At 73.4% G+C, this 24,673-nt stretch carries 28 protein-coding genes; 8 read left to right on the top strand and 20 right to left on the bottom strand.

From position 1 onward, the window contains the following. Positions 1 to 168 precede the first annotated feature (168 nt). The 13 genes from ACWEQG_RS27755 to ACWEQG_RS27695 form a co-directional block, all read right to left on the bottom strand. Positions 169 to 1,617 carry an ABC transporter ATP-binding protein gene (locus ACWEQG_RS27755; protein WP_452289105.1) on the bottom strand — a complete coding sequence of 483 codons (1,449 nt, stop codon included), beginning with the start codon at positions 1,615 to 1,617 and terminating at the stop codon, positions 169 to 171. Then, positions 1,614 to 2,363, bottom strand: a complete 750-nt coding sequence (locus tag ACWEQG_RS27750; protein ID WP_452289103.1) for an ABC transporter permease — start codon at positions 2,361 to 2,363, stop codon at positions 1,614 to 1,616. The genes ACWEQG_RS27755 and ACWEQG_RS27750 overlap by 4 nt, the downstream gene beginning before the upstream one ends. After that, positions 2,360 to 3,271, bottom strand: a complete 912-nt coding sequence (locus ACWEQG_RS27745; protein WP_452289101.1) for an ABC transporter permease — start codon at positions 3,269 to 3,271, stop codon at positions 2,360 to 2,362. The genes ACWEQG_RS27750 and ACWEQG_RS27745 overlap by 4 nt, the downstream gene beginning before the upstream one ends. After that, positions 3,268 to 4,797 (bottom strand): ABC transporter substrate-binding protein, encoded by a 1,530-nt coding sequence (locus ACWEQG_RS27740; RefSeq protein ID WP_452289099.1) that lies wholly within the window; start codon positions 4,795 to 4,797, stop codon positions 3,268 to 3,270. The genes ACWEQG_RS27745 and ACWEQG_RS27740 overlap by 4 nt, the downstream gene beginning before the upstream one ends. Next, the gene (locus ACWEQG_RS27735; RefSeq protein WP_452289097.1) at positions 4,790 to 5,551 is read right to left on the bottom strand and encodes a class I SAM-dependent methyltransferase; all 762 of its coding nucleotides are present in this window, start codon (positions 5,549 to 5,551) and stop codon (positions 4,790 to 4,792) included. Before ACWEQG_RS27735 ends, ACWEQG_RS27740 begins: the two co-directional genes overlap by 8 nt. Beyond that, a complete protein-coding gene (locus ACWEQG_RS27730) occupies positions 5,548 to 6,690 on the bottom strand; it encodes an MFS transporter (protein ID WP_452289095.1) in 1,143 nt (380 codons plus the stop codon). The genes ACWEQG_RS27735 and ACWEQG_RS27730 overlap by 4 nt, the downstream gene beginning before the upstream one ends. Then, positions 6,687 to 7,682: a dipeptide epimerase gene (locus ACWEQG_RS27725; RefSeq protein ID WP_452289093.1), complete on the bottom strand. Its 996-nt coding sequence runs from the start codon at positions 7,680 to 7,682 to the stop codon at positions 6,687 to 6,689. The genes ACWEQG_RS27730 and ACWEQG_RS27725 overlap by 4 nt, the downstream gene beginning before the upstream one ends. Beyond that, positions 7,679 to 8,722, bottom strand: coding sequence for a PLP-dependent cysteine synthase family protein (locus ACWEQG_RS27720; protein WP_452289091.1), 1,044 nt, complete (start codon positions 8,720 to 8,722; stop codon positions 7,679 to 7,681). The genes ACWEQG_RS27725 and ACWEQG_RS27720 overlap by 4 nt, the downstream gene beginning before the upstream one ends. Further along, positions 8,719 to 9,504, bottom strand: a complete 786-nt coding sequence (locus ACWEQG_RS27715) for a Rossmann-like domain-containing protein (protein ID WP_452289089.1) — start codon at positions 9,502 to 9,504, stop codon at positions 8,719 to 8,721. The genes ACWEQG_RS27720 and ACWEQG_RS27715 overlap by 4 nt, the downstream gene beginning before the upstream one ends. After that, complete coding sequence (locus tag ACWEQG_RS27710; RefSeq protein WP_452289087.1) at positions 9,501 to 10,754, bottom strand: ATP-grasp domain-containing protein; 1,254 nt, start codon at positions 10,752 to 10,754, stop codon at positions 9,501 to 9,503. Before ACWEQG_RS27710 ends, ACWEQG_RS27715 begins: the two co-directional genes overlap by 4 nt. A 658-nt stretch (positions 10,755 to 11,412) precedes the next feature. Continuing rightward, positions 11,413 to 12,015, bottom strand: coding sequence for a class I SAM-dependent methyltransferase (locus ACWEQG_RS27705; RefSeq protein WP_452289085.1), 603 nt, complete (start codon positions 12,013 to 12,015; stop codon positions 11,413 to 11,415). A 4-nt stretch (positions 12,016 to 12,019) separates the two neighbouring features. Then, positions 12,020 to 12,706 (bottom strand): response regulator, encoded by a 687-nt coding sequence (locus ACWEQG_RS27700; protein WP_452289083.1) that lies wholly within the window; start codon positions 12,704 to 12,706, stop codon positions 12,020 to 12,022. Beyond that, positions 12,703 to 13,911, bottom strand: a complete 1,209-nt coding sequence (locus ACWEQG_RS27695; protein WP_452289081.1) for a sensor histidine kinase — start codon at positions 13,909 to 13,911, stop codon at positions 12,703 to 12,705. Before ACWEQG_RS27695 ends, ACWEQG_RS27700 begins: the two co-directional genes overlap by 4 nt. Before the next feature lie 181 nt (positions 13,912 to 14,092). On the opposite strand from ACWEQG_RS27695, the gene ACWEQG_RS27690 reads away from it, so the two are divergent. Both ACWEQG_RS27690 and ACWEQG_RS27685 read left to right on the top strand, forming a co-directional pair. After that, positions 14,093 to 14,326, top strand: coding sequence for a hypothetical protein (locus ACWEQG_RS27690; protein WP_452289079.1), 234 nt, complete (start codon positions 14,093 to 14,095; stop codon positions 14,324 to 14,326). After that, complete coding sequence (locus tag ACWEQG_RS27685) at positions 14,313 to 15,293, top strand: hypothetical protein (protein WP_452289078.1); 981 nt, start codon at positions 14,313 to 14,315, stop codon at positions 15,291 to 15,293. The genes ACWEQG_RS27690 and ACWEQG_RS27685 overlap by 14 nt, the downstream gene beginning before the upstream one ends. Before the next feature lie 20 nt (positions 15,294 to 15,313). Here the strand turns inward: ACWEQG_RS27685 and ligD are convergent, their stop codons facing one another. Beyond that, complete coding sequence (gene ligD, locus ACWEQG_RS27680; RefSeq protein WP_452289076.1) at positions 15,314 to 16,282, bottom strand: non-homologous end-joining DNA ligase; 969 nt, start codon at positions 16,280 to 16,282, stop codon at positions 15,314 to 15,316. 133 nt (positions 16,283 to 16,415) lie between these two features. Between ligD and ACWEQG_RS27675 the strand changes: the two genes are divergently transcribed. From ACWEQG_RS27675 to ACWEQG_RS27660, 4 genes are read left to right on the top strand one after another with little or no spacing between them, the layout of a single operon-like run. Further along, positions 16,416 to 17,129: an ABC transporter ATP-binding protein gene (locus tag ACWEQG_RS27675; protein ID WP_452289074.1), complete on the top strand. Its 714-nt coding sequence runs from the start codon at positions 16,416 to 16,418 to the stop codon at positions 17,127 to 17,129. After that, positions 17,126 to 17,815, top strand: coding sequence for an ABC transporter permease (locus ACWEQG_RS27670; protein ID WP_452289072.1), 690 nt, complete (start codon positions 17,126 to 17,128; stop codon positions 17,813 to 17,815). Before ACWEQG_RS27675 ends, ACWEQG_RS27670 begins: the two co-directional genes overlap by 4 nt. A 4-nt stretch (positions 17,816 to 17,819) precedes the next feature. Next, on the top strand, positions 17,820 to 18,905 hold the full coding sequence (locus tag ACWEQG_RS27665; protein ID WP_452289071.1) for a sensor histidine kinase: 1,086 nt from the start codon (positions 17,820 to 17,822) through the stop codon (positions 18,903 to 18,905). Further along, on the top strand, positions 18,905 to 19,501 hold the full coding sequence (locus ACWEQG_RS27660; RefSeq protein WP_452289069.1) for a response regulator: 597 nt from the start codon (positions 18,905 to 18,907) through the stop codon (positions 19,499 to 19,501). Before ACWEQG_RS27665 ends, ACWEQG_RS27660 begins: the two co-directional genes overlap by 1 nt. Before the next feature lie 22 nt (positions 19,502 to 19,523). Here ACWEQG_RS27660 and sigJ read toward each other — a convergent pair whose 3' ends face one another. Continuing rightward, entirely contained in the window at positions 19,524 to 20,471 is a 948-nt protein-coding gene (sigJ, locus tag ACWEQG_RS27655; protein WP_452289068.1) for an RNA polymerase sigma factor SigJ, read from the bottom strand. A gap of 102 nt (positions 20,472 to 20,573) precedes the next feature. Between sigJ and ACWEQG_RS27650 the strand changes: the two genes are divergently transcribed. Next, positions 20,574 to 20,954 carry a hypothetical protein gene (locus ACWEQG_RS27650; protein ID WP_452289066.1) on the top strand — a complete coding sequence of 127 codons (381 nt, stop codon included), beginning with the start codon at positions 20,574 to 20,576 and terminating at the stop codon, positions 20,952 to 20,954. Here ACWEQG_RS27650 and ACWEQG_RS27645 read toward each other — a convergent pair. Genes ACWEQG_RS27645 through ACWEQG_RS27625 form a run of 5 tightly spaced genes read right to left on the bottom strand, consistent with a single transcriptional unit; the run spans position 20,951 to position 23,771 of the window. Beyond that, positions 20,951 to 21,400, bottom strand: a complete 450-nt coding sequence (locus tag ACWEQG_RS27645; protein ID WP_346226666.1) for a hypothetical protein — start codon at positions 21,398 to 21,400, stop codon at positions 20,951 to 20,953. The genes ACWEQG_RS27650 and ACWEQG_RS27645 overlap by 4 nt on opposite strands. Beyond that, positions 21,397 to 21,630, bottom strand: coding sequence for a ribbon-helix-helix domain-containing protein (locus ACWEQG_RS27640; RefSeq protein ID WP_452289064.1), 234 nt, complete (start codon positions 21,628 to 21,630; stop codon positions 21,397 to 21,399). The genes ACWEQG_RS27645 and ACWEQG_RS27640 overlap by 4 nt, the downstream gene beginning before the upstream one ends. After that, a complete protein-coding gene (locus ACWEQG_RS27635; protein WP_452289062.1) occupies positions 21,627 to 22,682 on the bottom strand; it encodes a GDSL-type esterase/lipase family protein in 1,056 nt (351 codons plus the stop codon). The genes ACWEQG_RS27640 and ACWEQG_RS27635 overlap by 4 nt, the downstream gene beginning before the upstream one ends. Before the next feature lie 50 nt (positions 22,683 to 22,732). After that, on the bottom strand, positions 22,733 to 23,200 hold the full coding sequence (locus ACWEQG_RS27630) for a hypothetical protein (protein WP_452289060.1): 468 nt from the start codon (positions 23,198 to 23,200) through the stop codon (positions 22,733 to 22,735). Positions 23,201 to 23,204: 4 nt separating this feature from the next. Next, positions 23,205 to 23,771, bottom strand: a complete 567-nt coding sequence (locus tag ACWEQG_RS27625; RefSeq protein ID WP_452289058.1) for a hypothetical protein — start codon at positions 23,769 to 23,771, stop codon at positions 23,205 to 23,207. 145 nt (positions 23,772 to 23,916) lie between these two features. Here ACWEQG_RS27625 and ACWEQG_RS27620 point away from each other — a divergent pair, with 145 nt between their 5' ends. After that, positions 23,917 to 24,663 (top strand): SDR family NAD(P)-dependent oxidoreductase, encoded by a 747-nt coding sequence (locus tag ACWEQG_RS27620; protein WP_452289056.1) that lies wholly within the window; start codon positions 23,917 to 23,919, stop codon positions 24,661 to 24,663. The last annotated feature ends 10 nt before the right edge of the window (positions 24,664 to 24,673 follow it).

Genomic DNA, 24,673 nt, shown 5'->3' with positions numbered 1-24,673 from the left:
CACGTGACTTCCGGCGCGTCATCGGGTGACGTTCTCCTCGGCGTCACCCCGACCGCGTGTATCTCCGGCGCAGAGCAGCCGCGGAAGCGCGACCGTGTTATGCGATCCCTTTTATAGGTGTCTTCGGCGGCGTGGCGCGTCCGGCTTTCCTGGCGGACTTGCCTGCTGTCATGGGACATGGGAGGAGCCGCCGGTGAGGGCGCGGGTGACGGGGTGGGACGGGTGGTGGAGCACCCGATCGGCCGGACCGTGCTCGACGAGGCGCCCTTCGTGGACGACCGCGACCCGGTCGGCGATGCGCGCGGCCACGGGAAGGTCGTGGCTGATGACGATCAGGGTCAGGCCGAGCCCGGTGAGCAGGTCGAGGACCTCCGACTGGGTGACGGGATCCAGGCCGGAGGTGATCTCGTCGCAGATCAGCACGTCGGGCTGGGCGAGCAGGGCGCGGGCCAGGGCGGCGCGCTGGAGCTCGCCCCCGGACAACGCGCCGGGGCGTCGTCGCGCGGTCTCGTGGTCCAGCCCGAGTGAGGCCAGGGTCGCGTGGGCTTCCGCACGGGCGGCGGGGGCGGCCAGGCCGCGCAGCCGCACCGCGGTCCTGGCGACTTGGTCGACCACGGGACGCCAGGGAACGAACGAGGCCCGGGTGTCCTGAAAGACGTACTGCACGCGGGCGAAGTCGGCGCGGCCGCGCCGGCGGGGGGACCTCGGGAGTGGACGGCCGGCCAGCCGTACGCTCCCGGACGTCCAGGGGCGCAGACCGGCGACGCAGCGGGCGAGCGTGGTCTTCCCGCTGCCCGAGCGGCCGGCGACGACCAGTCGCTCGCCGAGGGCGACGTCGAGGGTCACATCGCGCAGGACCTCCGTGCTCAGACCCGCGATTTCCAGGAGCCGGAGCGGTTCCATGCGGGTCCGCGCCGTGCGGGGCCGCGCGGTGACCAGTGCCCTGACGTACGCGTCGCGCGGGGCGTCCAGCACCGCGGAGCCGGACTCCACGACCCGCCCGTGCCTGAGCACGACGACCTGGTCGGCCAGCTCCCGCACCAGGTCGAGATCGTGGCTGAGCAGGACGACGGCGACGCCGAGACCGGACAGCTCGGCGGCGACCTCGGCCCGGGTGACGGCGTCCTGGCCGGTGGTGGGTTCGTCGGCGACGATCACGGACGGGCCGGTCAGCAGCGCCTGTGCCAGGACGAGCCGCTGCTGCTGCCCTCCTGACAGCTGGTGAGGGAAACGGCGCAGGAAGTCGCGGTCGCCGGGGAGCCGCGCCCTGCGCAGCGCGTCGCCGACGCTGCCGCTGTGCCGCGCCGCGATCTGCCGGAGCACGGTCCCGATGCGCAGCACCGGGTTGAGCACCACGGAGGGGTGCTGGGGGATGTAGGCGACGGTCCCGGGCGGCGGAGGCCGGCCCGGGGCGACCTTGTGTCCGGCGACGGTGATACGGCCGGCGACACGGGCACCCGCGGGATGCTCCCCGAGCAGCGCGAGTGCGGTGGTCGTCTTGCCGCTGCCGGACGCGCCGACCAGGGCCAGTGTCTTCCCCGCGGGCAGGGTGAAGCCGACCCCGTTCACCAGGGTCCGGTCCCGGACGGAGACCACCAGCCCGTCCACTTCGATCATGATGCCGCCTTCTTCGGTGCACGATCCACTGTGAGGTTCAGCCCGACGGCGAGCATGACGATCAGTAGCGCGGGGGTGAGGACCGCCCACGGGTTCAGGAAGAGCCCGCCCCGGTTCCGGTCGACCATCACCGCCCAGTCGGCGGCGTCCGGCGGCGCCCCCACGCCGAGGAAGCTCGCGGCGGCGACGAGGTACAGCGACCCGGTCAGCCGGGTGCCCGCGTCGGTGGCGAGCACCCGGGCCATGGAGGGCACGACGAATCCGGCGGTGATCCGCCACCGGCTCTCGCCCTGCAACCGCAACGCCTCCACGGCAGGCCTGGCACTGATCTCCAGTGCGCAGGCGCGTACCAGGCGGGCGACGTCGGGCAGGTGGACCAGCATGACGATCCAGGCGAGCGCTCCGTCGGGCGCCAGCGCCGCCACCACCAGGAGCAGCAGCAGGGAGGGCACCGCCAGGAGCACATCGAGCGGCCGCATGAGGATCTCGTCGGCCATTCGGGGGGCTCTTGCCGCGGTCAGGCCCCACACCATGCCCAGCAGGTAGGCCCCGGCGGTGGCGAACCCGGCCGTCAGCACCAGGGATCGCCCGCCCAGGAGTACCTGGTGCCACACGTCGCGTCCGGCGAAGTCGGTGCCGAGCAGCCCCAGGTCCGTGAAGGAGGCGCCGTGGACCGTCGCGTCCGGAGCCGACCACGGGCCCGCGAGGGCGACGGCCAGGGGCACGGCAAGCAGGAGAAACCTCATGCGCGGGGCGCCAGCCGGAAGGCCGCGACGTCGGCGAGCAGGTTCACCGATACGGTCGTGGCGGCGAACAGGAGCGCGAGTCCCTGGAGCACGGGAAGGTCGCGCCGGCCGACCGCGTCGGCCAGGACGGTGCCCAGCCCCGGGACCACGAAGACGGCCTCCACGACGATGACGCCGCCGAGCAGCCAGTCGACGGTGCGGGCCAGGTGCTGTACGGCGGGGATGAGCGCGTTGGGCAGCGCGTGCGCGAGCCGGTTGAGTCCGAGGCGCCGTGCGTGCCCCACGTACGGCGTGGCCAGCGCCTCGAGCATCGCGGAGCGGACCAGCCGCCCGGTGGAGCAGACGGGCCGCACCAGCAGCACCGTCACCGGCAGCACCAGGGCGGCGGGGGTGAGCCCGCCGAGCCCGGTCGGCGGCAGCCACGCCAGCGCGACGCCGAAGACCGCCACCAGCACGATGGCGAGCGCGAACTCCGGGACCGCGTAGAGCGCCGTGCTCGCCGCGGTCAGCGCCCGATCCAACCGGCTCCCCTCGCGAAGCGCGGCGGCCACCCCGAGCAGGATCGACAGCGGGACCAGGAGCAGCAGGGTGATCCCGGCCAGCACCGCGGTGGGGCCGAGCGCGTCCAGCATGATCTCGCTCACCGGTCGGCCGGAGACGAGCGAGGCGCCGAAGTCGCCCCGAACGGCGGCGGCCGCCCACGCGGCGAGGCGTTCGGTGAGGGGGTGGTCCAGGCCGAGCCCGGTGCGGATCTGCTCGATCCGCGCCGGATCCGGCTGGTCGCCCGCCAGCACCACCGCGGTGTCGCCGGGCAGCGCCTCCGCCATGAGGAACACCAGGCAGGCGACCCCGGCGACCTGCAGGACGCCCACGGCCAGCCGCCGCCCCACATAGCGGGTCAGGTTCACGCCAGGCTCACCTTGTCGAACCGGGCCCAGTCCAGGGTGTTGGCGGGCGCCGCCCGGACTCCGCCGACCTTCGGCGAGGTCGCCACGATCCAGTCGGCGAAGCCCCATACCAGCAGGCCGCCCTCGGCGTGGAGCGTTTGCTGCATCTTCAGGTAGGCGGCCTCCCGATCGGCGGGGTTCCGCGCCGAGACGGCCGTCTCGTAGAGCGCGTCGAACTCCGGCCGCCTCCATCTGGTGGCGTTGGTCGTCGAGGTCGACAGCAGCCGTTGCGCGATGTGGGTCTCGATCGGCATGGCCCCGGAGCGGAAGCTGACGATGGACCCCTTGGTGAGGATGTCCGACCAGTAGGTGTCCTTGCTCGCGTTGACGATCTCGGCCTTCAGCCCGGCGGCGCGCAGCTGGCCGGCGAAGACCGTGGCCGCCTCGACGAACCCGGCCGCGGCGGCGGAAGTGGTCAGCTCGACGGTGAGCCCTTCCGCGCCGGCCTTCCTGATCAGCGCCGTGGCCCTGTCGAGATCGGGGGTGCGCTGGGGGATGCCGCCGGCGTAGTGCAGGTAGCCCTTGCCGAACAGATCGTTGCCGAGCTGTCCGGCACCCGGCAGGACGGTGTCGATCAACTGCTGCCGGTCGGTGAGCAGGAACAGCGCCTCCCGCAGGTTCCGGTCGTCGAACGGGGGGCGGTCCACCTTCATGGCGAACGCCTGCATCGCGCTGTTGGGGGCGCGGACAACCGTGACACGTCCCTCGTACTGGCGCGCGGAGGACGGGCTGAGGTCGTGCGCGTACTCGACCTGCCCCCCCAGCAGCGCGTTGATCCGCGCGGACTCCTCATTGGCGATGAGGAACTCCAGCTCCTCGATGGACGGCGCGCCGTCCCAGTAGTCCGGGTTGCGCTTGAGCAGCACGGAGCTGCCCGGCTTCCAGGACACGAAGGAGAACGGGCCCGAGCCCACCGGCCTGGCGAAGTCCGTGGCGCCCTCGGGCACGATGTAGGCGCCGAAGGCGGCCAGGACGTTGGGAAACTCGGCGAACGGCCGCTTGAGCCGGAACTCGATCGCCCGTTCCCCGGCCGCCCGGCTGTTCGGCAGGTCGATGAGCGCCAGGCTGGACTTGGCGCGGAAGGTCTCGCGAGGATCGGTGATCCGGGCATAGCTGGCCAGGACGTCCTGGGCGCGCACCGGCCGCCCGTCGTGGAAGCGCGCCTGCCGCAGGGTGATCCGCCAGACGGTGAAGTCCGCGTTCGGCTCCCACGTCTCGGCCAGGCGCGGCTGCGGGGAGACGTCCGGGCCGAGATCGGCGAGTTTGTCGTAGAGGGCCTTGGCGCGTGCGGCCTCGTTGAACAGGTTGGCGAGGTGCGGATCCAGCACTTCGGTGGCGCCGCCGCCGGCGAACACGGCGCGCAGTCTTCCGCCGGAGCCGCCGGCGTCCCCGGAGGAGGTGGTGGTCGTGCCGGTGCCGCATCCGGCGATAAGAGCGGCTCCGGCGGTCAGGCCGAGGAAGCCGCGTCGGCTGAGATGGTCACGCATGGTGGGGGTCCTTCGCGAGTCGGGCGACGACATGGAGCCGGTCGGCGGACAGAGGCGGGCCGTCGTGCGGCTCCGCCCGGGGCCCTGGCTGGTCGAACAGGTCGAGAACCTCGAACCCGGCGACGGCCAGGAAGTAGGTGAGCTCCTGCGGGAAGAGCAGCCGCCACGCCGAGTGCTGCTCCAGCGGGCCGCCGCCGGGCCAGCTCCACGTGCGGCGCCGCCGCAACAGCTGGGCGCCGTGGTCGATCCACAGCTCGGTGCGGGAGGTGTAGGTGACGCCTCCGTGGGTCACCGTGCGGGTGAACGGAACCGGAACCGGGTGGGTGAGGAAGTGGGCGGCGCCGCGCATCTCGGCGATCAGCAGCCCGCCGGGACGCAGGTGCTCGCGGCAGCGACGCAAAAACGCGGCAAGGTCGGCGTTGGTGTGGCAGTACAGCATGGCGCTGTCCAGGCACGTCACCAGGTCGAAGCGGCGGCCGAGCGCGAAGTCGCGCATGTCGGCGTGGATGAAGGTCACCCGCGAATGGCGGTCGCGCGCGTAGGCCAGCATCGCCTCGGACACGTCGATGCCGGTTACGTCGTAGCCGAGGACGGCCAGGCGGCCGGCGTCGCGGCCCGTCCCGCAGCCGACGTCGAGGAGGCTCCGCCCGCCGTCGAAGCGCCGCACCTGGTCGTCCACGAAACGAGCCGCCCTGCGGTCCGGGTCGGGAAACTGCGCCTCGTACAAGGCGGGATTGTCGGTCAGGAAGTTCACGTGGGCACCGCCGTCCGCCGTTCCTGGACGAGCACGGCCGCCGCGCACACCAGTCCGATCACCGCGCACACGGCGGCCCCGGCCCCGCCCGCCCAGCCGATCAGCGCGGTGCTCGCGGCGGCGACCGCTCCGGACACGAGATAGAACACGCCGAAGTAGGTGCCGGACAGAGACTCGCCGCCGAATTGGCCGATCCGCTCGTACACGAAGGGCTGCGCCATCATCACGCCGACGGCCAGCGCCAGCACCGCCACCAGGACCGGGACGATCCCGGGCAGCAGCGCGAGGGCGAGGAACCCGCTTCCCATCACGGCCAGGCCCAGCGCCATCGCCCGGTCCCGGCTCGTCGCCTCCCGCAGCCACCTGGTGATCCGCACCTGGAAGAGCAGGCTCACCACCGTGGAGACCAGGAACAGCAGCGCCACCGAGCCCGCCGTGCCGGTCGCCCGCTCCGCGGCCAGGGGAAGCACCAGGTAGAGCTGGTTCTCCAAGGCGAACATGCCGCTGAGGGTGAAGGCGAAGGCGAGGAAGCGCCGGTCGGTCAGGCAGCGCCGCCAGTCGCCCAGCACGGAGGAACCGCTGCGCGGCACCTCCCTCGCGGGCAGCGCGAGCACCTGCGCGACGGTCAGCACCGCGAAGACCGCCGCGGCGGCGAGCGCGGCGGCCCGGAAGTCCACCAGCAGCAGCGCGCCGCCCAGCACCGGCCCGCACAGCGCCCCCGCCTGGGCGAACACGTTGAACAGCGCGAACGCCCTGACCTTGTCGGACGCCGCCACGGCGACATACGCCCGGACGGCCGGGTTGAACAGTGCGCCGGCCAGCCCGCTGAGCACGGCGGCCGACAACAGCAACGGCACCGCGTCGCCGAACGCGAACAGGGTGAACCCGGCGGTGCGCAACGCGCAACCCAAGATGATCACCGGCCGCGCGCCGAGGCGGTCGGCGGCTGAGCCGCCGATGAGGAACAGTCCCTGCTGACTGAGATTGCGCGCCCCGAGGATGACGCCGGTCACCGCGGCGGACAGGCCCAGGTCTCCGGTGAGATGACCGGCCAGATAGGGAACCAGCAGGTAGAAGCCGATGTTGACGCCGAATTGGTTGACAAGTAACAGCCGCACGGGCCAGGAGAGCTCTCTCACGCCGGGCGCACCCCCAGTCCGGGCTCACCGCTCAGCCGCAGCACGCCGTCGTGCCCGCCGATGCCGGTCCACGGGTCCTCGGCGAGCAGCAGGTGCCCGTCCAGATCGGCCCAGCGGGCCGAGTGCGCCAGGTGTACGGCGGGCGCGATGCCCAGGCTGCTGGCCACCTGGCAGCCCAGCATGACCTGCAAACCGTGGTCGCGGGCGAACTCGACGATCCGCCGCGCGGCCGTCAGGCCACCGCATTCGGCGAGCTTGACGTTGACGCCGTGCACGGCGCCCGGCAGGTTCCGCACGTCTTCCAACGTCCGCGCGTCCTCGTCGGCGATCACGGGGATCGCCGAACGCGCCGCCACCCAGGCCAGGGCGTCCGGGGCTCCGGGGGCGACCGGCTGCTCGACGGCCTCGATCCCCAGTGGCGCGACCCGATCGAGGATCCGCACCGCCTCGTCCGCCGTCCACGCCCCGTTGGGGTCCAGGAGCAGCCGGGCCCCCGGCGCGGCACGGCGGATCTCGCGGACACGCGCGACGTCGTCCCCGCCGCCCAGCTTGATTTTGATCAGCCGGAAGCCGCGGCCGAGAACCGGAGCGGGGTCCTGGCCGATGCCCACGGTGAAGGCGGTCGCGGTGTCGGACCACGCATGACCGAAGAGCGCGTGAACCGGCAGGCCGTGCCGCTTCCCGACCAGGTCGTGCAGGGCCGCGTCCACCGCGGCGAGCACACCGGGGGCTTCGGCCACAGGGCCGGCCACGGCCGCCAGCGCCGCCTCGGGGCCGGGCAGCTCTTCCAGCGCCGGGCGCAGCCGCCGGAGCAGGCCCGTGATCCGCTCGACGTCGAGCCGGTGGTAGACGCTGGTCACCGCCTCCCCGTGGCCGCGCAGCCCTTCATGGGCCACGGTGAGCTGGACGGCGTCCCGGCCGGCCATCACCGAGCGGGAGATCCGCAGCGGTTCGCGCAGTGCCAGCGGCGTCACGGTCCAGGTGAGTCTCACGCCGGGACCTCCGCGAGCAAAGGGTCGGCCACCGTACGGCAGCGGGCCCAGCCGGACACCTCGACGGCGCCGGGGTGCGCGATCTCCACGGGCCCGTCCTCGGGCCGCCCCAGCAGCCCGCGGGCCCGGCAGTACTCGTCGTCGAAGATGGACCCCAGGTAACGGTCCGGCCCGTCCGGGAAGATCGCGACCACCACGGCCCCGGCCTCCCGGCGCGCCGTCCACGCGGCGACCCGGGCGACCGCGCCGGTGCTCCACCCTCCGGTGACGAACGACCCTCGTGCCAGCCTGCGGCAGGCGTCGACGGCCTCGACCGGGCCCAGCCAGTGCACCTCGTCGAACAGGTCGTAGGCCACGTTGCGCGGGTGGATGCTGCTGCCCAGCCCGCGCATCAGCCTGGGACGCGCCGGCTGGCCGAAGACGGCCGAGCCCACCGTGTCCACCCCGATCAGACGCAGGCCCGGCCAGTAACGACGCAGGCCGCGGAACACCCCGGCGCTGTGACCGCCGGTGCCCACGCTGCACACCAGCACGTCGGCCTGGCCCAGCCGCTCGGCCAGCTCCCGAGCCAGCGAGGCGTACCCGGCAGGGTTGTCGGGGTTGTTGTACTGGTCGGGCCAGTACGCGCCCGGAAGCCGCTCCAGCAGATCGCGCAGACGGTCCAGCCGGGCCTGCTGCCAACCGCCTCGCGGGTGCGGGCGGTCCACGACTTCCAAACGCGCGCCGTACGCGCGCAACAGGGTGCGCATCACCGGTTCGAGCTCGGCGTCGACCACCAGGATCACCGGATGCCCGAGGCACTGTCCGGCGAAGGCCAGCCCGATCCCGAGCGTCCCGCTGGTGGACTCCACGACGGGGGCGCCGGGTCGCAGTTCACCGCGGGCGCGGGCGGCGGTGAGCATGGAGACGGCGGTGCGGGCCTTCATCCCGCCGACACCGAAGCCTTCCAGTTTCGCCCAGAACCCGCCGTGCGGGTGGGGGAGCGGGACGGTGATCCGAGCCAGAGGCGTCCGTCCGACCAGGGACAGCAGCTCGTTCATGCCCGCTCCCGGTAGCGGAACAGGACGGTGTCGCCGCCGTCGAGCCAGAAGAAGGGGTACGGCTCCGCCGACACCGCCGTCACCCCCGCGCCCAAGAAGTGCGGCAGGATCGCGCTGCCCGTCTGGGCGAACATCACCAGCGGCTTGCGATGCGCGCGGGCGTGCTCCAGCAGGGTCTCGAAGCTCCCGTTGCCGAGGGTCATCCCCGAGGCGAGCACGGCGTCGCAGCCGTCGAGTGCACGGGCGGCATCGGCGGTCACCGGCTCACCCCACTCGGTGGAACCGCCCTTCAGGTCGCACGGGACGTAGCGGACGCCCCGTTCCCGCAAGCGATGCAGCATCGAGTTGACCACGCCCACCACGAGGACCCGATCCGTCCCGGCGGGCAGTAGGTCCACCACGGCCGCCGCCCGGGCCAGGGACTTCTCCAGCGACGTCCCCGCCGCCACGGTGACCCGCTCCCCCCAGTGGGGGCGGGCCGACATCAGGTAGGCGTCGAGCGTGGCCACCCGGACCGCCGGCACCGGGTGGACCAGCAGGTCGGCGACGGCGACGCCGGCGCACTCCTCGACGAGCTCGTCCGCCACGTCGCCGGGCTCGACCGCGCAGGAGCCGACGGCCCGGCCGACCCGCAGGCTGACCACATGGTTGCGATAGCCACGCCTGCGGGAATCGTGCCGTACGCCCTGCCGGGTGGTGAAGACGGTGCTGACCCGCTCCCGCACGGGATCGGGACCCAGTTCGCCGGCGAGTGCCCGTTTGATGATCGATGTCAGGTTCATCGCTCGTACTCGACCTTCAGAGCCGAGACCAGCTCCTGCGCCCGCGCTCCGGCGCCGCCGCCGAGGGTGTCGGTCACCATGACGTGACCGAGGTAGTGGTTGTTGCTCGTGGGCTCACCCGCCCGGTGCCCGGCCGGCTTGACGGACCAGTCGACGACGTCCGCGGCGGCGGCGAGCACGTCGGTGCCGTGGACGGCGGCGATCCGGCCGGCGTGTCCGGGCAGCAGGAAGGCGATGGCCGCGCTGCGCACCCCCGTGTCGGCGAAAGTCAGGTCGGGTTGCTGGCCGGCGGCCAGGCGGGCGTGCACCATCGGCAAATCGACGCCCGTGACCCGGCGGACCAGCTCGGTGATCTGGTTGCCGGCGGGGCGCGGGTTCACCTCGATAAGCGCCGGACCGTCCGGGGTGAGCCGCAGCTCCGTATGGGCCACGCCCAGGTCCAGACCCAGCGCCCGCACCGCCGCCACCGCGGTCTCCTCCGCCTGCCGGGCCAGGTCGGCGTCCAGAGCGGCGGGGAACATGTGGCCGCTCTCGACGAACCACGGCTCTCCGGCCAGGCTCTTGCCGGTCACGCCCACCACGTGGACGTCGCCGCCCGCGCTGACCGTCTCGACGCTGACCTCCGGCCCGCCGAGCAGTTCCTCCAGCAGCACGACCGGCACCCGGCGCTGACCTCGCGCGTTCACGGGGAACTCCTCAAGGGCGAGGAAGGCCGTGCGCAGCTCGGCCTGGTCGCGCACCTTCCGCACGTACATCCCGGCACACAGATCGACCGGCTTCACCACCAATGGGTAACCGAGACCCGTCGCGGCCTCCGCGGCCTGTTCCCAGGAGGAGGCCAGGGCGTACCGCGGGCCCGGCACCCCCGCGTCCCTGAGGGCGGCGCGGGCGAGGTCCTTGCGGCAGGCCCGCCGTACGGCCTCCGGTAAGGGACTGGGCAGGCCCAGGCGTGCCGCGACCTGCGCCACGGCCGGCAGGTAGTAGTCGCATGAGGACAGGACCCCGTCGAAGCCGAGCACGTCGTGTAATCGCTCCACGTGGGACAGGAGTGCGGGGAGGTCGTTGGTCTCCGTGGTCAGCACGTTGTCGGCGGCCAGTAGCGGGTGCGATCGGGCGCTGGGCGCGGCACGCAGGTAGTGGTGCAGGTCACGGGTGAGGAACGTGAACCTGTGCCCCGCGTCGCGGATGGCGCGGGGCAGCAGTGTGCTCATCGCCCCGACCCAGCTCTCGATCACCAACAGATGTGCCATGCCGTCTCCTCTTGGCGGAAGTTTTGATAATGATTATCGTTTTCTCTGTTACGGCGCAACCAGGGAGTGGGGAAGATCACGCGACGTCGCGGAGTGCGGCAGCCCGGCCGGCCAGGCGATGCGTTCATGGGCCGAACCGGGAAGGACGGGTCGCTCAGGGCGGGGCGGCGGCCGTGCGCACGCGGCATGCCCGCCGCGGAGACCTCCGTCTGCCTGCCCTGCCCGGCCTCGCGAGCGGGATCTTGGCAAGGGCCTGAAGGGCGTGGTGCGCAGTGCTTGGGGATTCGCGACTGCTGTCCCCTGGGGCGCAGGTGTCATGGTCGCGGACGTAGGCGGTCAGGCGTTGCAGGCGTAGATGCCGCCCAGGCGCACGTCCTGTCCGGTTAATCGGAGTCGTTCGACGGCTTAGGTGTATCGGTCGGTGATCTGTCCCTGCTCCGCGGCCGGCTGGGCTGGGGTCATACGCACCCCCGTGCACTACCGTTGGCGACATTGGCCCCGGTGTTGCCTCTGCTACGGGACGCAGCCGGGGCACAGCGTTGTTGCGAGCACGCCCGTACAGGCGCGGCCGCGGCCGATCCCACGGGCGGTGCGGACGCGCCCGGCCACGGCCTGACGCTGCGCGCCGAGGTGGCCGAGCCGTACCGGATCGGGTAGTTCAGTTTCCGGGTTTGCGCCAGACGATGCTGTAGCGGAGCAGCAGGTGACGGCGATACCGGGAGCCGGGCAGGATCTCGGCGGCCAGCGCCCGCATCTGCGGGTACGTCACCGGCGGCGGCCACACCGTGGGGGACGGATGCTCCCAGTGACCCTTCCTGACGCGGTGGAAGGTGTGGGCGACGACGCCGGCCAGGTCGAGCGGCAGGTCGCGGGGCATGGCGCTGCGGGCCAGGCCGATCACGGCCAGCAGGCCGCCGGGGCGCAGCAGGTCGCGCATGCGGGCCAGCCCGGTGGCGGCGTCCATGTGGTGCAGGGTGGCGACGGACGCGACGACGTCGAACGAGGCGGGCTCGAAGGGGTGGGTGAGGAAGTCGCCGAGGGCGTAGCCGACGTCGTCGCCGTACGCGCGGGCCTGCTCGACGCTGGGCGCGTGCAGGTCGATGCCGGTGACGTGCGGCACGGTCGTGCGGAGTGCACGGGCGAGCGTGCCCTCCCCGCAGCCGACGTCGAGGGCGCTCCGGGCGCCGCCGGGGACCGCGCGCAGGATGAGCGGGTGGTAGTGGATGTTGTGGTTCCACCGCGTGCCGCCGTCCGCCGTCATGTGATCATTGTGTCGGATCGTCGAGCAGCCCGGCGTCGTGGACGAGCAGGGCGATCTGGACGCGGTTGTTGAGGCCGAGCTTGGCGAGGATGCTCGACACGTGCGTCTTCACGGTGGGGACGCTCAAATGGAGCCGGGCGCCGATCTCGGCGTTCGGGCTGCCTTGGCCGACCGCCACCGCGACCTCCCGCTCCCGATCGTTGAGCAGCGCCAGGCGCTCCGCGGCCCGGGCCCGCCGCCGGTCCTGACCGTCCTCGGCCACCCGGGCGATGAGCCGCCGGGTGACCGCCGGCGACAGGACCGGATGCCCGGCGGCCACCCGGCGGATGGCGTCGACGATCTCACCGGGCGGGGTGTCCTTGAGCAGGAACCCGGCGGCGCCCGCGCGCAGGGCGCGCAGCACGTGCTCGTCGGCGTCGAAGGTGGTCAGCACGATCACTTCGGGCGCGCCCTCGCGGGCGCGCAGCGCCTCGGTGGCGGCCAGGCCGTCCATGACCGGCATCCGGATGTCCATCAGCACCACGTCGGGGCGGTGCCGGGCGGCCAACGGCAGGACCTCGGCACCGTCCCCGGCCTGGGCGAGGACACGGATGTCGGGGGCGCCGCCGAGCATCATCACCAGGCCGGCCCGGACCAGGGGGTCGTCGTCGGCGATGAGCACGCCGATCGGCGCGGCTGCCGGCATGATCATGTGGGCCACGGTAGCCAGGCCCGCACGCGCCAGCCACCCGGGCCCCCGCCGCCTGGGTTCACGGGCCCGTGCTCCAGCCGTCCCCCTGCCAGCGTGACCCGCTCGGCGAGGCCGGCGAGGCCGTGGCCCCCACCGGCGGCGTCCGGCGCGACGGCGGCGGCGGGGGCGACGGCGGCGGGGGCGTCGTTGACCACCTCGACCGTCAGGCCCTCGCCGGGCGCGCCCGTCAGCCGCAGGCGGACGGGCGCCCCCGGCGCGTGCTTGCGGGCGTTGGTCAGGGCCTCCTGCGCGACGCGGTAGGCGGTGCGGCCCGTCCGGTCCGGGACGGTCTCGCGCGCGCCGAGGTCGTCGCACAGCTCGACCCGCATGCCCGCCTGACCCGACTCCGCGACGAGTCGTTGCAGATCGGCGAGAGCGGGCAGTCCTGGCCCCGTGGGCGCGGACGGCTCGCCGGTTGGGGCGCGCAGCACGCCGATCACCTCGCGCAGGTCCTGCAATGCCTGGTGCGCGCTCTCCCTGATCACCCGCGCCGCGCGGGCGACGTCGGCGGGGTCGGCGCCGGGGTTGAACTCCAGCGCTCCCGCGTGCACGCTCAGCAGCGACAGCCGGTGGCCGAGCACGTCGTGGATCTCGCGGGCGATGGCCTCGCGGACCTGGTGCTGCGCCTGCTCGGCCCGCAGCCTCGCCTCGGTCTCCATCCGGGCAACGCGGTCGCGCTGGGCCAGCACGAGACGGCGCCGGTGGTGGACGAACAGCCCCCAGCCGACCGCCGCGCCCTGGAGGGCCAGGCCCAGCGTCAGCAGCGCGAGTGGCGGCATGTCCGGATCGGGGCGCAGACAGGCGAAGACGACCGCGGCGAGGACGCTGAGCCCGAACACCATTCCGGAGGTCCGCGGGCGGCGGTGGACCGCGACGGAGAAGAGCGCGGCCAGCATCGGGCCCGCGATCACCTCGAAGACGGCCGACAGCGCGACGAGCGTCACCGCGAGCCCGACCGGCCATCTGCGGCGCAGCCACAACGCCGCGCAGCCGAGCATGCTCACGAACTGGTCGAGGGTGAACAGCCACGCCGGCGGCAGGGGCGCGGCGTGCAGGCGCTCCACCGACGTGTAGAAGCCGAAGGCGACGGCGAGCACGAACATCGCCGTGTCCACGAGCCAGTCGCGCCGGGTTCGCCGGTGCTGTGGGGCGGCGGAGGGATCCATAACCCCCGCAGCGTACGACCCGGCGGAGGGCGTCCTCACGGCCGTGCGGCGAAGACCATACCGAAGTCGGGCGCCGTCCGACTTCGGCCGGCGGGCACGCCGTACGCACGCGACCTTCGGCGGACGGGAGGATGCCGACGCCCGATCCCCGGCGGGTCCGCCGGTCCCTAGCGTCGGCGTCATGCGCAACGTCATCCGACTCGCCGGGGCGTTCCTGGTCGCCGCGGGCATCAGCGGGACCATCGACCACCTGGCCGTGCAGCCGTTCTGGGGCGCGATACTCAACGTCTTCAACCGCCAGGTCATCCCGCGCCTGGACTTCCTGACCGGCTACGAGATCTACGCCAACCTGCTCGTCGCGGTCGTCGGCGCCGTCGTGCTCGCCGCCGCCTGGAGGCGCGATGACGAAGCCTGATCCGCGGCGTCTCGCCACGGCCGCCGGGCTGCTGGTGCTGGCGCCGATGTGCGCCGAGTACGTCACCGGCTACGACGACAGCACGGGCGACCCGCTCGCGCTCGCCACCGGACTGCTGATCTTCGGCCCGCTGTACGGCGCGCCCGCCCTGCTGATCCGTGAGACGGCCCGCCGCCTGGGCCTGGGCTGGCCGGCGATCCTCGCCCTCGCGGCGGCCTTCGGCGTGCTGCAGGCCGGCGTCGTCGACCAGTCCCTGTTCAGCGAGGGCTATCGGGACATCCCGTACTGGGAGGAGATGGTCCGCCCGACGTACGTCGCGCCGCTGGGACTGGCGGCCCACACCACGCTGTCCTTCGTCGCGGGCCACGCGATCTGGAGCTTCGGCGTGCCGATCGCGCTGACGGAGGGGCTGAGCCCCCGCCTGTCGCGTACGCCCTGGCTGCGAACGCCCGGCCTGGTGGCGGCCGCGGTGCTGTACCTCGCGGCGGCGGCGCTGGTCCTGCGCGACCACCTGCGGACCGAGCAGTATCACGCCTCTGCCGCCCAGATCGGGGGATCACTGGCCGCCGTCGCGCTGCTGGTCCTCTTCGCGCTGACCCGACGATCACGGCGCCGTGCCGAGCGGAACGACGCTGCCCCCCGGCCGATCGTCGTGGCGGCGGGCGGCCTGGTGGCGGGCCTCGTCTTCAACTTCCTGCCGTCGACCTGGGCCGGGGTCGCGGCCGGGCTCGCGGTGACCGCTCTGTGCGGAGCGGTCGTCGCCCGTCTGGCCCGGTCGCCCGGGTGGACCGTCCGACACACCGCCGCGCTCGCCGCCGGAACCCTGACCGCGCGTGCGGCCGTCGGGTTCTTCGCGGTCCCGCTCGGGGAGGTCACTCCGGTGGCGAAGTACGCGCACAACGTCGCGTTCCTCGCGGGCGCGGTGCTGCTCGGCGTGCTGGCGTCGCGGCGCCGCAGTGCCGCGTGATTCGACGTGACCCGGCGCGGTCATCCCTCCCCGCGGACGACCTCGCCGGGGTCCTTGTCGTCGCGCAGGCCCCGCCAGGAGGGATGGCGCAGCCGCCCCTCGCCGGTCCATTCGGCGAACTGCACCTCGCCGACCAGGACCGGGTCCACCCACCGGCCGCCCCTGGCCTCCTCACGGGTGATCCCCTCGAACGGGGGCGTGTCCCGCCGCAGCGGGGCCAGGCGCTCGCCGAGCCGCCGCAGGGCCTCGTCGGTGAACCCGGTGCCGACGCTCCCGGCGTACCACAGGCGCCCGCCGTCGTCGTTCACGCCGACGAGCAGCGAGCCGACGGTGTTCACGCGGCGACCCTCTCCGGCCCGCCAGCCGCCGACGACGACCTCCTGCGTACGGACGTTCTTGACTTTCACCCAGTCGGGGGAGCGGCGGCCGGGACGGTAGGGGGAGGCGAGCCGCTTGGCCACCACGCCCTCCAGCCCCATCCGCCGGGAGTCGGCCAGCGCGTGCTCGCCCCCGTCGGTGTAGTGGGGCGGGACGGCCCAGTGGCGGCCGGCGTGGACGAGGCCGTCGAGGCGGCGCCGCCGCTCGGCGTAGGGCATGGTGATCACGGTGGCGGCGCCGACGTGCAGCACGTCGAACAGCAGGTACGTCACGGGCGTGGTGACCACGAGCTGCCTGATCCTGAGCGGGTTGCGCTGGTGCATGCGCGGCTGCAGCGCCCCGAACGACGGCCTGCCCTGCTCGTCGAAGGCAACGATCTCCCCGTCGAGCACCGCCGCCTGGCCGCCCGTGGCATCGGCGAGACCGGCGAGCTCGGGGTAGGCGGCGGTGATGTCCCTGCCGTTGCGGGAGATCAGCCGCAGCGCGCCGTCCTCGACGTATCCGAGGGCGCGGACCCCGTCCCACTTCATCTCGTGCGCGTAGTCGCCCTCGGGCTCGGGCAGCCGCCCGAGCTGGGCCATCATCGGCGCGTACGCCGGAAGGCCGGCCATGCCCTGCTGGTACCCCGGCCTGTCCGGCAGTACCCCCTGACCTGCGATGACGCGTCGCCATCCTCCGAACGGGGGATACCGGGCGACGTGTCGGGTGATGCCGCGCGAACGGCGCCGCCGGGAATCTCGAGGCATGGAAGCCATCGAGGTGACAGACCTCCGCAAGACCTACGGGGGCACCCACGCCGTGGACGGGGCGACGTTCGCGGTCCGGGCCGGTGAGACGTTCGGGATCGTCGGCCACAACGGCGCCGGCAAGACGACGACCGTGGAGTGCCTGATCGGGCTCAGGCGAGCCGACGCGGGCACGGTCCGCGTGCTCGGCGAGGATCCGGCGCGCCGGCGGCGGGCCCTGGCCCAGCGCCTGGGCGTGCAGCTGCAGGACAGCTCGCTGCCCGAGCGGATGAAGGTGGCCGAGGCGCTGCGCATGTTCGGCTCCCTCTACCGCGACGCGGCCGACTGGCGGCGGGTGATGGATCGCTGGAGCCTGCGGCCGCTGGCGCGGAAGGCGTTCGGCGACCTGTCGGGTGGCCAGAAGCAGCGGCTGATGCTCGCGCTCGCCATGGTCGGCGACCCCGAGGTGGTCGTGCTCGACGAGCTGACCACGGGCCTGGACCCGATCGCGCGCCGGGAGACCTGGCGGCTGATCGACGACCTGAGGACGGCGGGCACCACCGTCGTGCTGGTCAGCCACTACTTCGACGAGATCGAGGCGCTCTGCGACAGGGTCGCCGTCTTCGCCCGCGGCCGCGTGCAGGCGGCGGGCACCCCGGCCGAGCTCATGACCCGGACCGGTACCGCCTCGCTGGAAGAGGCCTACCTCGCCCTGGAAGGAGTGGACCGATGAAGGCGTTCACGGCTCTGACGGCCGCCGAGCTCAGGCTGCTGTCGCGCGACCCCGCCTCGCTGTTCTTCATGGTGGCCTTCCCCCTCATGCTGCTGGTGCTCAAACGCGGCGACAGCGGCGCGGTCCCGGGCTACCTCGCGATGATCGCCGCCATCGGCGGCATGGGCGCGCTGCCTGGCCTGCTGGCCTCCTACCGCGAGCGCAAGGTGCTCAAGCGGCTGGCCACCACGCCGATCTCGCCCGTGCTGCTGCTCGGCGCCCAGCTGGTGGCACAGGTCGCCGCGGCCCTGGCGGGCTCCGTGCTGCTGGTGGCCGTGTCGATCACGGTGTTCGGCGCGCAGGCCCCCGCCGACGTCCTCATGCTGGCCGCCGCCTTCCTGCTCTGCTCGGTGATGGTGTGCACGCTGGGTTTCGTGATCGCCGCCGTCGTGCGCAACACCAGGGGCGCGAGCCTGATCGGCATGCTGGTCATGTTCCCCATGATCTTCCTGTCCGGCGCGGCCGTGCCCAGGAAGGCCCTGCCCGGCTCGCTGCGTCAGATCGGCGACTTCCTGCCCCTGACCCCGGCCGTGGAGGCCCTGGGGGACGCCTGGTCCGGCACCGCCGCGATCTTCCCCCTGCTGATCCTGGCGGGGATAATCGTGGCGGCCACGGCCGCCGGCGCCGCGCTGTTCCGATGGGAGTGAGGACGTGAACGTCTGGGAGGCGCGCTGGCTGCGCGCCTTCCACCTGTTGTACTACGCCTGCCTGGCACTCGGACTGGTCCTCTCGTCCGGGGAGGGCGCCGGCCCCGGCTTGCCGACGCTGGGAATCGTGGCGCTCATGGCCGGCTGGCACGGCTTCTTCGTGGCGCGGCGGCCGAGTCTGCTCGGGCGGCCGAATCCGATGGCGTTCCACCTGGCGGTCCTCTGCGCGCTCTACATCGTGCTGGTGATGCGGGACCGGTCCTTCGACGTGGTCGTCTTCGGGCTCATGCCCCAGCCGTACCTGATGCTGGCGAGCCCCTGGTCGTACGTGGGGGCGGTGGCGACGGTCCTCAGCACGTTCGCCGCCAGAGGTCATCTGGACGAGCCCGGCGCCCTGTGGCGGCTCGTCGGCAGTTCCGGCCTCGTCGTGGCGATCGGGCTGTTCGTCGACTACGTGTCCCGGCAGAGCGCGCAGAACCGGACGGTCGGGGTGCTGGAGGAACGGGCGAGGCTGGCCAGGGAGATCCACGACACCCTCGCCCAGGGGCTGAGCGGCATCGTCACCCAGCTCGAGGCGGCCGAGCAGGCGATGCCCGACCCGGACGCCGTGCGGAAGAGGATCGCGCTGGCCAAGGAGCTGGCGCGCGACAACCTGCGGGAGGCGCGGCGCTCGGTCGACGCGCTGCGGCCGGGCCCTCTCGCCGGCGCGGGTCCCGAGGCGGCGCTCGCGGAGGTGGCCGCGCGGTGGTCGCGGACGTCGGGGGTGGCGGCGGCCGTGTCGGTGGAGGGGACGCCCCGGCCGCTGCCCGGCGAGGTGCAGACGACGCTGCTGCGGGCGGCGCAGGAAGGGTTGTCGAACGCGGCCAGGCACGCCCGGGCGGGCAGGGTCGCGATCACGCTGACCTACATGGACGACGAGGTGACGCTGGACGTGTTCGACGACGGGGTGGGTTTCGACCCGGACGCGCCCGGTGCGGGGTACGGGCTGGCGGCCATGCGGGAGCGGGCCGGCGGCGTCGGGGGCACGCTGACCGTGGAGTCCGCACCGGGGGAGGGGACGGCGCTGTGCCTGCGGATCCCCTCAAATTGATGATCGTCGACGACCATCCGGTGGTCCGCGACGGACTGCGCGGGATGTTCGACCACGTGGCGGACATCGAGGTGGTGGCGGAGGCGTCCGACGGGTTCGAGGCGCTGGCCATGGCCAGGCGGGCGCGGCCGCACGTGGTCCTGATGGACCTTCGCATGCCCGGCCTGGACGGCGTCGGGGCGATCGAGCGGCTCCGCGCGGACCATCCGGAGATCAAGGTGGTCGTGCTGACCACCTACGACACGGACGCCGACGTGGCCCGGGCCATGGCCGCCGGGGTGGCGGGCTATCTGCTGAAGGACGCCCCGCGTGAGGAACTGCACCGGGCGGTGCGCACGGCCGCCGCGGGCGGAGCCGTCCTGGCCCCGTCGGTCGCGTCGGCGCTGATGGGCAGGCCCGCGGCGCAGGCGCCGAGCCCGCGCGAGCTGGAGGTGCTGCGCCTGGTGGCGCGGGGCTCGGCGAACAAGGAGATCGCCAGGGCCCTGCTGATCAGCGAGACGACGGTGAAGACGCATCTCAAGCACGTCTTCGCCAAACTCGGCGTCGACAGCAGGGCAGCGGCCGTCGTCGTCGCCATGGAGCGCGGGCTGATCTGAAACCCGAGCCGGGACCGGAGTGTCAGCCGTCGCGCGCCCACGGCCGCAGCTTCTCCGGGTTGCGGACCGCCCAGATCCGGGCGACGCGGCCGTCGGCGACATCGAACGAGGCCACGGCGATGACGACGCCGGCGCTCCGGGCCACCAGGCCCGGCACGCCGTTGACCGGCCGCTCCAGGAGTTCGAGCCCCGGAGCCTTGCCGGCGATGGCGACCATGTACTGGGCGATGCGCGCGGCGCCTTCGATCGGGCGCAGCGCGGTGCCGGCGATCCCGCCGCCGTCCGCGGTCATCACGGCGGCCGGGTCGAGGAGTTCGACGAGGGCCGCGATGTCCTTCGTCTCCCACGCCTGTTTGACATGCCGCACCACGCCGGCCTGCCCGGCCGCCGTCACCGGTGCGCGCGCGGCCGTCACCCGCCGCCGGGCGGAGGCCGCCAGTTGCTTGCAGGCAGCGGGGGTCCGGCCGAGGACGCCGGCGATCTCGGCGAAGGGATAGCGGAAGACGTCGTGCAGGACGAACGCCACCCGCTCGGCGGGCGTCATCGACTCCAGGACGACGAGGAAGGCCATGGTCACCGACTCGTCCATGACCACCTGGTCGGCGGGGTCGGCGCCGTGGCCGCGGTCCCGCCCGGCGCGGCCGTGCAGCGACTCATGTAGCGACTCATGGAGCGACTCGTGTGGCGGCCCGGGCAGCGGCTCGGGGAGCCACGCGCCGACATAGCGTTCACGCCGGGCCCGTGCCGAGCCGAGCAGGTCCAGGCAGACGCGCGCGGTCACCGTCGTCAGCCAGGCGCCGGGGGACACGATCTCCTCCTGCCGGCTTCGCGGCAGCGCGTACCAGCGCGCGTAGGCCTCCTGAACGGCGTCCTCGGCCTCGGCCAGCGAACCGAGCAACCGGTAGGCGACGTTGATCAGTTGGCGCCGCTCGCCGGCCACCTCGTCGATGCTCGTCCCAGCCATCCCCATGATCCCGGCGGCTCCTTCGCCTTACCTTTCGCAGGCCCACGTCGTCGGGCTGGTGAGACCATATCGATCTACTGCCCTCGGGGCGGAACAGGGGACCCTGACATGGCCATCCAGACGGCGACGGCACAGCGCGCCTTCTCGTTCCTGCGGATCGCGATCACCCTGCAGACCCTGACCATCTTCCTCCAAGCGGTCTCCGCCGGACTGCTGCTGACCTCGTCCTACGGAGAGACGCTGCACAGCATCGGAGCCCGCGTGATGTACGGGGCGTCGATGCTGTACCTGCTCGCGGCGGTGCTGGCGTGGAAGCCGGGCGGCGGCTCGCCCCGGCCGATCTGGCACGCGGCCGGCTTCCTCGTGCTCGCCTCGGTCCAGGTCGTGCTCGGCATCGCGCACGTGCCGTCGGTCCATCTCCCCCTGGGCGTCCTGATGTTCGGGCTGAGCGTGCTGGCGCTTGCGTGGCCCCGTCGTCCGCACGCCTAGGGGAGGATCTCCAGGCGGATGTCGAGGCCCTCGTACAGGTAGGGGGTCGCCGTGATGATCCGCCAGCCGCGGCGGGTGGCGTGGACGGCGGCGTGGGCGGCCACCAGGACGTCGGGCAGGTGCGCGTCGGCGACGGCCGGCCGGTGGCGCCGCAGGCTCGCCATGATCGCCTGCGCGTACGGGCCGCCTTCGACGGCGTCGTCGGGGGAGAGCGCGCCGGTGACCACCATCGACATGCGCAGGAAACGTTCGAGCCGGGGCTGGACGGGGCCCAGCGACAGCACCTGGACGGCGAGCGCGGGGACGAGGAGGGTGACGCCGTGGGCCGAGGACTGGCGCACGACGGCCCTGCCGTACATGCTCTTGCCCTCGATCAGGTGGACGACGGCGTCGAGGTCCAGCACGTGGCCGGACAGGACGCCGGCCGGTGGGACGGGGTCGGTCACGCGGCGTCCGCCTTGGCGCCGCCCGTCATCAGGCGCGCCGCGCGGGCGCTCTCGTCATCGGTGATCCCGTCCTGCCAGCCCGGCCCCCATAAATCGGCCATGATGGCCAGGTCGCCCTGGATGCGCCGTCGCTCCCGCAGCGCCGCGGCGATGTAGGCCGAGGCGTTGCCGGACGCCTGCGCCTCGTCGGCCAGTTCGTCCGGCAAGGAGATCGTAATCTTCTTGGTCATACTTGGGAGGCTACCCAGTCATACTGTCGGCGGTCCACCGGTTCGGGGAAAAGCCCGGGCGAGGCGGCGGGCACGCGGCAGGCGAACCGGACGGCTCTCGTCGGCGCCGTCTCCTGGTCGCCGCGGGCCGCGCTCACCCGCACCTCGTAGGTCCCCTCGCCGGGCAGCCGCAGGTCGCAGCCGCAGGCCGCGATCGGCAGCGGCGAGCGCTCGAATTCCGTTCCGGCGTCCACGTCGCGCAGGTCCAGCCAGTAGCCGCTCGCGCCGAAGACCCGCGACCAGGAGACCCGGGCCGTGGAGCCGCTGACCGCCACGGCGAGCTCGCCGGGCGGGCGGATCGGGAGCGGATCGGCGGCGGCGGGAACCGGCGCGGTGAAGTTCAGCCGCCCGCCGTGGAAGGCCCGGGAGTACGCGTCCGCGAACGCCTTGGCGATCTTGAACTCGCCGGCGCTGTTGGGGTGCAGCCCGTCGTAGGTGTCGGCGTACGGGTCGTAGACGGCCGCGAGGCCGACGGGGACGACGGGGGAGTCCGGCGTGGACAAGGCGGCCAGGACGCCCGGCAGGCGCGCGTTGTACGTCTCGACGATCCCCGGCAGGTGCGGCAGGTGGGGCAGCGGAGTGCGCCGGACGACGTCGGCCACGAGGAACCGCAGGTCCGGACGGGCCTCGCGGGCCCGGCGCACGAACTCCCCGACGTGGGCCAGCAGCCGCTCGGGGCCGCTCACGCCCCAGGCCAGGTCGTTGAATCCCAGCGCGACCATGAGGTGGTCGGGCCGGTGGGCGGCGACGGCGTCCGCGACGCCGCCCCTGGCCTCGTCCATCAGGCCGCCCCAGCGGGCGTAATGCCGGTCACCGGGGAAGGCGATCCCCGGGCGGTAGCTCCCCGCGCGCACCTCGGCGGCGCCCTCCTCGGGCGCCAGGTCGGGCAGGGCGCAGGTGCCCGTCCACGGCCCGGCGAACCGCATGGGCGCGCCGCACGCGGCGAAGTGGCGGGCCAGCCGGTACCGCCAGGTGTAGTCGCCCTCCAGGCCGTGGCTGAGCGAGTCACCCACGATCATGATCGTCGGACGCGGAATGGCACGCCTCCCGAGTGGATCGCCGGTCAACGACCGGCCGTCGCGGCGACGCGGGCGCCGAGCAGGTCCCGCACCGGCCGGTTGTACGCGGCGTACAGGATGCCGAGCGCGGCCAGCAGCAGCAGCGCGGTGAACACCCACTCCATCGAACCACCGGGGCCGTAGACCCGGTTCTGCCGCCCCACGTCCACCGCCGGGGTCTGCTGCCCCTCGCGCAGCATCTCGCGGTCGGCGCCGTACAGCGCGATGCCGGTCCGGCGGACCGCGCCGTCGGACGAGCGGAAGTCGCCCGTCCAGGTGCAGGACTCGTGCCCGGGGTGCCGGACGCACTCCACCCGCCGGGCGGTGAAGGACCCGGGGACGCCGTCCGCCCGGGCGGCCCGTACGACGGGACCGATGCTCGGCACGGCCAGGAAGAGCAGGAAGACCGCGAGGAACGTGAGGACGGCGGTGAAGAACGGGGAGCGGCGGCCCGCCCCGGGTCCGGCCGTCACGCCGTCACCTCGCGAGCGCCGGGGCGCAGGAGCAGGTCATCAGCGCGCGCTCGGCGGTGCTGGGACGACGGTGGAGGATCATCGCGACGACCATCGGGATCGTCACGAGGGTGTTGTAGAACAGGTGCAGCTCCATGCGCGGCACCAGCAACTGGATGATGCTGGTCGGCGCCGGGCGGCCCAGCAGGTTGGCTCCGGCCAGCGCCTGCACGAGCAGCAGGAAGTGCTCGAAGTGGTGCCAGACCTGGATGCCGAGGGACACGTTCCACCAGACGCGGGCCCGGCCGGTGAAGCCGTGCCTGAGCATGATCAGCCCCACCAGCATCAGCAGCGCGTAGCCGTAGTGCATCCACTCGGACGTGACCAGCCACGGGAAGGGCAGGCCGAGCACGCCGCGGGCCTCGGGGAGTTTCCAGCCGAGCACGTAGACCTGGATGGCCTGGGCGATGTGCTCGGCCCAGTGGGCCACGACGATGAAGGCGAAGACACCGAGCGCGGCACGGTGGTGCCGGGCGTTGAGCTCCCCTCCCCGGCGGGAGGGGTGGAATGCGGAAACCGCTTCGGTCGCCATGCGCAAACCTCGATCCGGAGAAAGGGGCTGCGGGCCCGGCACGGGATCACGGGCCCGTACGCCAATTGTTCGATCACGCACGCGCGGCGCCTTCTTCCACCGTGCCCACTTGCGGGTACACCCAGGGGCGAGGGGGTGGGGGCGCATGCGGCTGGCGGAGGCACGGGTGCTCGTCACGGGCGCGTCGTCGGGCATCGGCGCCGCCACGGCGCTGGAGCTGTCGGCGCGCGGCGCGCGGCTGGTGTTGTCCGGGCGCGACGAGGAGGCGCTCGCCGGCGTCGCCGCCCGGACCGGCGGCGAGCCGCTGCCCGCCGACCTGTCCGACGGCACCGTCGACCGGGGCGCGGACCTCGCCGTACGCGCCGGGCGGGTGGACGTGCTGGTGGCGTGCGCGGGCGAGGGCTGGAGCGGGCCGCTCGCGCGGATGTCCGGCGGCACGGCCGAACGCGTGGTCGCGGTCAACCTGACGGCTCACCTGCAGCTCACCCGGCTGCTGCTGCCCGGGATGATCGAGCGCGGCCGGGGCCACCTCGTCTACGTCGCCTCGATCGCCGGCGTGGTGGGCGTGCGGGAGGAGGCGGTGTACGCCGCGACCAAGGCGGGCCTGCTGGCCTTCGCCGAGAGCCTGCGCTACGAACTGCCGGAGGTCGGCGTGACCGCCGTGGTGCCCGGGGTGGTCGACACGCCGTTCTTCGCCCGGCGCGGCCGGCCGTACACCCGCCGCAGGCCGGCGCCCGTCCCGCCGGAGCGGGTGGCCCGGGCCATCGCGGTCGCCGTCGAGCGCGGGCGCGCCGAGGTGTACGTGCCGGCCTGGCTGCGCCTGCCCGCCCGCCTGCACGGGGCCGCGCCCGGCGCCTTCCGCGTCCTCGCCCGCCGCTTCGGCCGCCCCTGAGGCCGCGGAA

It is taken from the genome of Microbispora sp. NPDC004025 (assembly GCF_053604425.1).
The sequence above is the reverse complement of the archived record's forward strand: the minus strand, read 5'-3'. Positions and strand labels throughout refer to the sequence as shown.